Raw genomic sequence first — 10,033 nt, 5'->3', positions numbered from 1 at the left:
CCGAGGCGCGCAGGCACTTCGGCTTCGCCGACGACGCGCGGGTGTTGCTTGTGTTCGGCGGCTCGGAGCGCGCCGTGCTTGACGCTGGCCGGCGTTCCGCTGGCCAGATCCATGATGCACCGCCCTGCGGGCCGGGCGGCCGGCTGTGCGGGAGAAGGCCGGCCGCAGCGGTTCCTCGGCCTTGCGGGAACGCTTGCGGGCGGGCGCCTGGGCGGCCTTGCGGGTGCCGTTGCGCGAAGGGGCCCCCTTGGCCGGTTGCTTGCCGCCGCGCTTGCGGTCGCGGAACGACTCCAGCCGGGTCGGCGCGTACGGCTGCGGCAGGGGCAGCCGCAGGAACCGGTTCACCTTGTCGTCGCGGCCGGCGCGCAGCGCGGCCACCGCCTCTGGCTCGTGACGGGCCGCATTGGCCATGATCCCGATCATGAAAAGCGTTGCCGCCGTGGAGGTTCCGCCCGCAGAGATGAGCGGAAGCTGAATGCCGGTCACCGGCAGGATCCCGATCACGTAACCGATGTTGATGAACGCCTGGCCCAGCACCCACATCGTCGTGGTGGCGGTCAGCAGCCGCAGGAACGGGTCGGCCGAGCGCCGGGCGATGCGCATCCCGGTGTAGGCGAACAACCCGAACAGGACCAGTAGGCCGAACGCGCCGACGAAGCCCAGCTCCTCGCCGATGATCGCGAAGATGAAGTCGTTGTGGGCGTTGGGCAGGTAGTTCCACTTGGCCACGCCCTGCCCCAGGCCGTCGCCGAAGATGCCGCCGTGCGCCAGGGCGAACTTCGCCTGGCGGGCCTGGTAGCCGGTGTCCATCGGGTCGTTCTCGGGGTTCATCCAGGACTTCACCCGGTCCGAGCGGTAACCCGCTGACATGGCCAGGATCGCGCCGGCCATGAAGACCGCCACCAGCGACGTGGCGAAGACGCGCAGCGGCAGCCCGGCGTACCACAGCAGCGCGAGCAGGATGATGCCCAGCGACACCGTCTGCCCGAGGTCGGGCTGGGCCACGATCAGCGCCAGCGCGATGACCGCGGCCGGGACCAGCGGGATCAGCATCTCGCGCAGCGAGGCCCGCTCCAGCCGGCGGGCCGCCAGCAGATGCGCACCCCAGATGGCGAAGGCGATCTTGGCCAGCTCGGACGGCTGCATGGAGAAGCCGGCGATGACGAACCACTTCCGCGAGCCGTTGGCCAGGTTTCCGATGCCCGGCACCAGCACGAGCACCAGCAGGATGACGGTGACGACGTACCCGGTGAAGGCGACGCGGCGGATGAACCGCACCGACATGCGCAGCGAGGCGTAGCAGGCGACCAGGCCGATCGCCGTCCACAGCACCTGCTTGCCAAAGATCACCCATGCCGACCCGTCGGCGTCGTAGGACCGCACCCCCGACGCCGACAGCACCATGATCAGGCCCAGCGTGGTCAGCAGCCCGGCCACCGCGATGATCAGGTGGAAGGAGGTCATGGGCCGGCTCAGCCAGGCGCCGAACCGGTTACGCTCTTCGGCCTTGACCTGTGTTTTCCCGGCCGGCTTGGCCTCCGACGTGCCGGTGCTCACGGGGCCGGTCGCCTCGTCGGCGTCGGCCTCTGCCGGCTCGGCCGCGGCGGTGTCGGCGGTCGCTTCGGTTGCCTTGCCCCGACGTCTCAGCCGGGCCAGCGGATTACCCACGCCCGCCTACCGGGTGGCCGCGCGGACGGCGGCGGCGAAGGCGTCGCCACGGTCGGCATACCCGCTGAACTGGTCGAACGACGCGCCGGCCGGCGCCAGCAACACCGTGTCGCCGGGCCTGGCCAGGTCGCGGGCCGCGGCCACCGCCGCGGTCATGACGGAAGTGCCGAGATCCCCGCCCGAATGTTTCACTTCTGTCACATCTGCACCAATGGCCACAGCCGTCGCATTCATATCAGCATCCTCGCCTGTCACAACGTGGACGACGGGGACATCCGGCGCGTGTCGCGATAACGCCTCCGCAACCTCTTCGCGATCTCGGCCGATGAGCACCGCGCCGACCAGCCGGGGGGCCATTTTGGCGACCTCGGCGTCCACCGATGCGCCCTTGAGCAAACCGCCCGCTACCCACACCACGCTGGGGTAGGCCAGCACGGATGCCTCGGCGGCGTGCGGGTTGGTGGCCTTCGAGTCGTCGACGTAGGTGATCCCGTCGGCGACCGCGATCACCTCGGCCCGGTGCCGGCCCACCCGGAAGGACACGATCGCGTCGGCGATCGCCCCGGCCGGCACACCGACGCTGCGCGCCAGCGCCGCCGCGGCGAGCGCGTCCAGGATGCCGACGGGCCCCGGCACCGGGATCGATTCGACGGGCAGCAGCGCTAGGTCGTCGGCGAAGGCGCGGTCGATGAGTTGGCCGTCGCGCACGCCCAGTTCGCCCGCCGCCGGCTCGCCGAGCCGGAAGCCGACGCGCACCGGGGCCGCGGCGGTGTCTAGCAACGCCGCCGCCCGGGCGTCGTCGAGCCCCACCACCGCTACCCGGCCGTTGAGCACCCGCGCCTTGGCCGCCGAATACTCGGCCATGGTGGAGTGCCAATCCAGGTGGTCTTCGGCGATGTTGAGGACGACGCCCGCCTCGGGCCGCACCGAGGGCGCCCAGTGCAGCTGGAAGCTGGACAGCTCGACGGCCAGCAGGTCGGCGGGCGCGTCGAGGACATCGAGGACCGGATCGCCGATATTGCCGCACAACAGGCTGCTCCGGCCCGCGGCGGTCAACATGGCGTGCAGCATCGAGGTCGTGGTGGTCTTGCCGTTCGTGCCGGTCACCACCAGCCAGCGCCGCGGCGGCCCGTACTGGCCCGCCGCGTCGAGCCGCCAGGCCAATTCCACGTCTCCCCAGACCGGCACGCCCGCCGCCGCGGCGGCGACCAGCAGCGGTGTGTCCGGCCGAAATCCCGGGCTGGTGACCACTAGGGCGTACTCCGCGACGCGTTGCGCGGCCGCCGGCGTGGTCACGGTCGCCACGCCGCCGTCGGCGTAGCGGCGCAGCGTGGCCGGGTCGTCGTCGCACAGGGTCGGCGCGGCACCGAACCGGGCCAGGGCCGCCAGCACCGCCTTGCCGGTGACGCCGCCGCCGGCCACCAGCACGGGCGCGCCCGGCACCAAGGGCTCGAGCCCGGGCACGTCAGGCACCGATCGCGCCGAGCCACTCACCGTAGAAAAGGGCCACGCCCAGACCGCAGGTGATCGCCGTGAGCAGCCAGAAGCGGATGATCACCGTGGTTTCGGCCCAGCCGGCCAGCTCGAAATGGTGGTGGAAGGGCGCCATCCGGAACACCCGGCGCCCGGTGGTGCGGAAGGCCAGGATCTGCAGCACCACCGAAGTGACCTCGGCGACGAACAGCGACCCCAGCACCACGGCGAGGATCTCGGTGCGGCTGGTCACCGACAGGCCCGCGATGATGCCGCCCAGCGCCAGTGATCCGGTGTCTCCCATGAAAATCTTTGCCGGAGCGGCATTCCACCACAAAAAGCCGATGCACGCGCCCGCCGTGGCCGCCGCGACGAGCGCCAGATCCAGCGGGTCGCGCACGTTGTAGCAGCCGAGGCCCGGCGCCGTGACGCAGGCGTTGCGGTACTGCCAAAAGGTGATCAACACGTAGGCGGCGGTGACCATCGCCATGCAGCCGGCCGCGAGCCCGTCCAGGCCGTCGGTGAAGTTGACCGCGTTGGACCAGGCGCTGACGACGACCACGCAGAACACCACGAACAGCCCCGGAGCCAAAGTGACCGTGGCGATCTCACGCACGTAGGACAGGTCCGAGCTGGCCGGTGTCAACCCGCTGCCATTGCGGAACCGCAACACCAACACCCCGAACAGCACCGCGGCGGCGACCTGCCCGACGGCCTTGGCCGTCTTGTTCAGCCCGAGATTGCGCGACCTGCGGACCTTGATCAGGTCGTCGAGGAAGCCGACGCCTCCGAGCACGGTCGCCAGGCCCAGCACCAGCAGACCCGACGCGGAAACGCCCTCGCCGTCGAACGCCAGCCCGGCCAGGTGCGTCCCGAGGTATCCCGCCCAGATGCCGGCCAGTATCGCCACCCCGCCCATCGACGGCGTGCCGCGCTTGGCGTGATGGCTGGGCGGGCCGTCCTCACGGGTGTGATGGCCGAATCCCTGGCGGGTGAACAACCGAATCAGCGCCGGCGTCAACAGGATTGACACAGCAAGCGCGACGGCCACCGCGATCAGGATCTGCCTCACGCGCCCGTCCCGCTCTCGTTCAATCGTGACGACCCGCTTCGCCCGGCTTCGCCGCCCTCGCGATCGTCACGGGTCAATGGTGACGACCCGCTTCGCCCGGCTTCGCCGCCCTCGCGATCGTCACGAGCCAGCGCGTCGGCCAGCGCGCCCAGCCCGGCCGCGTTCGAGGCCTTGACCAGGATCACGTCGCCGGGCCGGACCTCGGCCCGCAGCAACGCGAGGGCGGCGTCGGCATCGGCCACGTTGACGGCCCCCCGATCACCGGAAGCTCCCCACGAGCCCTCCATGACCGCTCCGTGGTGCATGGCGCTCATCGACCTCCCACTTCCCACGACGACAAGTCGAGACACATCTAAGCGCACCGCCAGGCGGCCGATGCGATCGTGTTCGGCTACCGCGTCCTCGCCGAGCTCGGCCATTTCGCCCAGCACCGCCCAGCTCCTGCGCTTTTCGTCTGCGCCGTGGGCGATCCAGGCCAGCGCCTGCAGTCCGGCGCGCATCGAGTCGGGGTTGGCGTTGTAGGCGTCGTCGATCACCGTGACCCCGTCCGCGCGCGTGGTCACGTGCATCCGGTGCCGCGACACCGGCCCGGCGTGCGCCAGCGCGGCCGCGACCTGCTCGACGGTGGCCCCGCATTGCAGCGCGACGGCGGCGGCGCACAACGCGTTGGCGACCTGATGGTCGCCGTACACGCCCAGCCGCACCTCGACCGCGCTGTCCATCGCGTGCAGGGTAAAGCGGGGCCTGGCCAGTTCGTCCAGCGACACTCCGTCGGCCCAGACGTCGCTGGGACCGGAATCGGTGCGGCTGGACCGGCTGACCCACACCACCTGCGCCTCGGTGACGTCGGCCATCGCCGCCACGATCGGGTCGTCGGCGTTGAGGATGACCACTCCGGAAGACGGAACCGATTGGGGCAGTTCGGATTTGGTGCGCGCGATGGCTTCCCGGGAGCCGAACTCGCCCAGGTGGGCGGTGCCGACGTTGAGGACCACCCCGATCGTCGGCGGGGCGATCTCGGCCAGCGCGGCGATATTGCCGCGATGGCGGGCCGACATCTCGAGCACCAGGTAGTCGGTGCTGCGCGTCGCGCGCAACACCGTCCAGGGGTGTCCCAGCTCGTTGTTGAACGACCCGGGCGGGGCCACCACCTCGCCCAGCGGCTCGAGCACGGCGGCCACCAGGTCTTTGGTCGACGTCTTCCCCGACGAGCCGGTGATTCCGACGATCGTCAGGCCGCCCGCCACCAGCTCCGTGGCCACCGCTCTGGCCAGCTTGGCCAGGGCGGCCAGCACCGCCGCGCCCGAGCCGTCGGTGTCGTGTTCGAGCACCCCGGCCAGGCCGCCGTCGGCGCGGCCGGCCGTCGGTGCCGCAGGCACGACGATGGCGGGCACCCCCACCGGCCGGGCGGCCAGGACGGCGACCGCCCCGGCCGCCGCCGCCGCGCCGGCGTAGTCATGCCCGTCGGCGTGGGCCCCCGGCAGCGCGAGGAACAGGCCGCCGGGACCGACGGCGCGCGAGTCGAATTCGACGGTGCCCGTGACGCGCAGCCCGGCGGCGGCCTGCGGCGAGATGTCGGCCAGCGTGCCGCCCACGATGTCGGCGATCTGCGCGACGGTCAGGTCGATCATCGCCGCGCCTTCAGCGCCCGTTCCAGCTCGACCCGGTCGTCGAAGGGGCGGACCTCCCCCGCCGCGCGCTGGCCCGTTTCGTGGCCTTTGCCCGCCACCAGGACCACGTCGCCGGGCCCGGCCCAGGCCACAGCGTGTTCGATCGCCGCCCGCCGGTCGCCGATCTCGACCACCTCGGCCGCACCGGCGCCGGCGGCCGCCCCGGCCAGGATCTCGCGGCGGATGGCGGCGGGGTCCTCGCCGCGCGGGTTGTCGTCGGTGACGACGACCAGGTCGGCCAGCTCGGCCGCCGTCGCGCCCATCGGCGCCCGCTTGCCCGGGTCGCGCTCGCCGCCGGCGCCGAACACCACCGCCAGCCGGCGCCCCGGACGCGCCAGGGTGGTCAGTACCGCCCGCAGCGCGCCCGGCTTGTGGGCGTAGTCGACGAGCGCGAGGAAATCCTGGCCGCAGTCGATGTCTTCCATGCGGCCGGGCACCCGGGTCTCCAGTAACCCCGGCGCCGCCTGCTCCGGTGAGACGCCCACCGCATCAAGAATCGCAAGCGCGACAAGGCAATTGGCGATGTTGTAATGCCCGGGCAGCCGGATGCCGACCCGATGGCGCACACCGGCGGGGTCGATCGCGGTGAACTGCTGTCCCCCGCCGCCCAGCGGGATCACATCCATGGCGCGCCAGTGCGCGGGCTGGTCGCCGGTGCTGACGGTGATGGCGTCGCCGGCCCGGGCGGCCATCGCGCGCCCGGCGTCGTCGTCGATGCAGACCACGACCCGGCGGGCCCGCAGCGGCGACGCCGGATCGAACAGCTTCGCCTTGGCCTCGAAGTAGTCCGCCATTGTGGGGTGAAAGTCGAGGTGGTCGCGGGACAGGTTGGTGAAGGCGCCGACCGCGAACCCGGTGCCGTCCACCCGGCCCAGCGCCAGCGCGTGGCTGGACACCTCCATGACGACGGTGTCCACCCCGCGCTCGGCCATCGCCGCGAACATGGCCTGCAGTGCGGGAGCCTCCGGGGTGGTCAGCGCGCTCGGAACGTCGGCGCCGTCGATGCGGATCCCGACGGTGCCGATCAGCCCGGCCGTCCGGCCGGCGGCGCGCAGCCCGGATTCGACCAGATACGTCGTGGTGGTCTTGCCGGAGGTTCCGGTGATCCCGACCACCGTCGTGCGCTCCGACGGGTGCCCGTACACCGTGGCGGCCAAGGCACCGAGCACGCTGCGGGGCGCCGGATGCACGAGCGTCGGGACGGCCGATGCCGACGCACCCATCTCCGCGACCCCGGCGGCGTCGGTGAGGACCGCGACGGCCCCATGCTCGATCGCCTCGGCCGCAAAGCGGGCCCCGTGCGTCGACGAGCCGGTCAGCGCGGCGAACAGGTCGCCCGGCCGCACGTCCTGGGCACGCAGCGTGACGCCGGTGACGGCCACGTCGGGCACCGCCGCACCGTGGTCGGCGAGCACCGCCCCGACCTGGGCCGCCAGCGCGGGCAGGCGCGTGCCAGCGCCGGCGCTGGGCCGCGGCCCCGTGGGCATCGGCACCACTTGTTCACACCTCCCTGCAGACCCGCGTGATCCTCATGATCGGCCATGACACCCTACCTAGGCGCATCGGCCGTGAGGCGTTCCCGCCGTGCGGGGAGATGTTGCTAGGTTGCCTGCAGTGTCAGCGGCGGACCCGGGTCGGGTGACAGCGGCACGTTCTCGCGCTGCATGAGCCAGCCGGCGATGTTGTGGAACAGCGGGGCCGCCGAATGGCCTGGCGTACCGTCCGCGTTGCGATCCGGGTTGTCCATCATGATGCCGATGACGTAGCGCGGGTTGTCGACGGTGGCCATGCCGGCGAAGGTGATCCAGTAGACGTTGTCGTAGTAGCAGCCGCAGGCCGGGTTGATCTGCTGCGCGGTACCCGTCTTGCCGGCCATCTGGTAGCCCGTCACCGCGGCCGAGGGCCCGGTGCCCTGCTGGTAACCCATCGGGTCGCGTTGCACGACGGCGCGCAGCATGTTGCGGACGGTCTGGGCCGTCTGCGTCGAAACCACCCGCACGCCTTCGGGACGCGGTTCTTCCGTACGGGTGCCGTCGGGCGCGATGGTGGCCTTGACGATCCGCGGCGGTATCCGCACCCCGTCGTTGGCGATCGTCTGGTACATGCCGGCCATCTGCAACAGCGTCATCGAAAGGCCTTGCCCGATCGGCAGGTTCGAAAAGGTGCTGCCCGACCACTGGTCGATCGGTGGCACCAGCCCGGCGCTCTCGCCGGGCAGGCCCACGTTGGTGCGTTGCCCGAGACCGAATTTGCGCACCATGTCGTAGAAGCGTTCCGGTCCGACGCGCTGTGCGAGCATCAAAGTGCCGACGTTGGAGGACTTTCCGAACACGCCGGTGGTCGTGTAGGGCATCACGCCGTGGTCCCACGCGTCGTGGATGGGCACCCCGCCCATCTGAATCGACCCGGGCACCTGCAGCACCTCGTCGGGATTGGACAGGCCGTACTCGATCACCGACGACGCGGTGATGACCTTGTTCACCGAGCCCGGCTCGAACGGCGAGGACACCGCCAGGTTGCCCAGCTGCTTGTCACCCTGACGCCCGATGTCCTGTGAAGGGTCAAAGGTGTTGTCGTTGGCCATGGCCAACACCTCACCGGTCTTCGAGTCCAGCACGACCGCCGAGACATTGTGCGCGCCAGAGAGATCCTTGGCCTGCTGGACTTGCTGCTGCACGTAGAACTGGATGTCGTCGTCGAGGGTCAACTGCACCATCGAACCGTTGACCGCCCGGTGCCGGTTGCGGTAACTGCCGGGGATGACGACGCCGTCGGATCCCCGGTCATAGGTGACCGAGCCGTCGGTTCCGGACAGCACCGAGTCCAGGGACTCCTCCAGACCCAGCAGCCCGTGCCCGTCCCAGTCGATGCCGCCGACGATGTTGGCCGCCAACGACCCGCCCGGATACTGGCGCAAATCCTGCCGCTCCGAACCGACCTCGGGGTACTTGTCGGAGATCGCGCTGGCGACGGCCGGATCGACGGCGCGCGCCAGATAAACAAAGTTCTCGTCGCTTTGCAGCTTCTTCAGCAAGGTCGCGGAGTCCGGCTTGTTGCCCAGCCGGGTGGAGACCTCCTTGGCGATATCCCGCAGGCGCTGCTGCGGATCGGGGGCCACCGAGTTCTTGTTCTTGGCTTCTTCCAGTTGCTTGCGAATCCTCTTGGGCTGGAACGTCAGCGCGCGCGATTCGGTGGTGAATGCGAGCTGATCCTTGTTGCGGTCGACGATGCTGCCGCGCACCGCCTTTTCGACGTCGGTGACCTTGAGCTGGCCCGCGGCCTGGGCGCGCAGCGCCGGCGCGTTGGTCACCTGCAGGACGAACAATTGGACCGCCGCCACCACGATCAAGGCCCCGATGGCCGCGTTCCCGGCTCGATGCCGGAAGACGAACGACGCGCCGCGGGTGCCCGCCTGCACGAGCCGGGTGCGCCGCTCCCGCGCCGAATGCCCGGTGCCGACGGCGTCCGGCCGGTCGGCCGGTCGGGCCTTATTGGCGTCCTTGGCCCTCCGGAACCGCTTCGGCTCCCGGACGTCCTCGGCTTGCTGCTTCGCACGCCGCTTGGGCTGGCGAACCCCCTTGGCTTCCTGCGTCTTACGGGGACCGCGCGTCGGCTGCGACCGGCGGTTGCGCGAGGAGTCGCCGCGGCTCACCGGGGCGCACCTGGCGTCGCGATGGGGCCAGGCGCCGCGGGCTGCGGCGCGAGCACCGGAGCGGCGGGGACGACGGGCGCAACCGGGGCCGGCCCCCGCTGCACCGGAACCGGCACCTCCGCGGGTAGCGGCGCGGGCAGCTGCCCGGGCGGTGGAACGGGCAAGCCGCCCAACGGGATCGACACCTCGGCGGGCGCCGGAGCGAGCGCGGGTCCCGCCGGCGCGGGCAGCCCCGGCACCGGCACACCCGGCACCGGCAGCACCGGGGCCTGCCCGGTGACCGGTGCAACCGGCACTCCCGGCGCAACCGGCACACCTGGCGCAGCCGACTGTTGAGGCCCGGCCTGTGCCAGGTGCTGGCCGCCCAGCGTCGACGCCCCGTCCGGTGCGCGCAGCAGCGCCTCGGGCCCGGACCTCGCCGGCGCGGGCGCCACGGGGTCGGGCTTGAGCCGGATCGGGACCTCCGCGGCGGGCGCGGGGGGGGGGGGGGGCTGGGGC

At 71.6% G+C, this 10,033-nt stretch carries 6 protein-coding genes and 1 pseudogene; all 7 read right to left on the bottom strand.

Features of this window, described 5'->3' with window-relative positions:
- A partial coding sequence (gene ftsW / locus A5750_RS04830; RefSeq protein WP_082959038.1) for a putative lipid II flippase FtsW occupies positions 1-1,668 on the bottom strand: 1,668 nt, incomplete at its 3' end.
- 6 nt (positions 1,669-1,674) lie between these two features.
- Positions 1,675-3,132, bottom strand: coding sequence for a UDP-N-acetylmuramoyl-L-alanine--D-glutamate ligase (gene murD, locus A5750_RS04825; RefSeq protein WP_156659527.1), 1,458 nt, complete (start codon positions 3,130-3,132; stop codon positions 1,675-1,677).
- Position 3,133: 1 nt separating this feature from the next.
- The gene (gene mraY, locus A5750_RS04820; RefSeq protein WP_067261374.1) at positions 3,134-4,213 is read right to left on the bottom strand and encodes a phospho-N-acetylmuramoyl-pentapeptide-transferase; all 1,080 of its coding nucleotides are present in this window, start codon (positions 4,211-4,213) and stop codon (positions 3,134-3,136) included.
- On the bottom strand, positions 4,210-5,844 hold the full coding sequence (gene murF / locus A5750_RS04815; RefSeq protein WP_067261372.1) for a UDP-N-acetylmuramoyl-tripeptide--D-alanyl-D-alanine ligase: 1,635 nt from the start codon (positions 5,842-5,844) through the stop codon (positions 4,210-4,212). The genes mraY and murF overlap by 4 nt, the downstream gene beginning before the upstream one ends.
- On the bottom strand, positions 5,841-7,370 hold the full coding sequence (locus A5750_RS04810; protein ID WP_067261376.1) for a UDP-N-acetylmuramoyl-L-alanyl-D-glutamate--2,6-diaminopimelate ligase: 1,530 nt from the start codon (positions 7,368-7,370) through the stop codon (positions 5,841-5,843). Before A5750_RS04810 ends, murF begins: the two co-directional genes overlap by 4 nt.
- A 113-nt stretch (positions 7,371-7,483) precedes the next feature.
- Positions 7,484-9,535 (bottom strand): penicillin-binding protein 2, encoded by a 2,052-nt coding sequence (locus A5750_RS04805; RefSeq protein ID WP_067261370.1) that lies wholly within the window; start codon positions 9,533-9,535, stop codon positions 7,484-7,486.
- Positions 9,532-10,033, bottom strand: a pseudogene (locus tag A5750_RS04800) (hypothetical protein); the annotation flags it as partial. The pseudogene A5750_RS04800 and the gene A5750_RS04805, both read right to left, overlap by 4 nt.

Origin of the sequence: Mycobacterium sp. 852002-51613_SCH5001154 (assembly GCF_001667425.1) — a bacterium.
Classification (GTDB): Bacteria; Actinomycetota; Actinomycetes; order Mycobacteriales; family Mycobacteriaceae; genus Mycobacterium.
The sequence above is the reverse complement of the archived record's forward strand: the minus strand, read 5'-3'. Positions and strand labels throughout refer to the sequence as shown.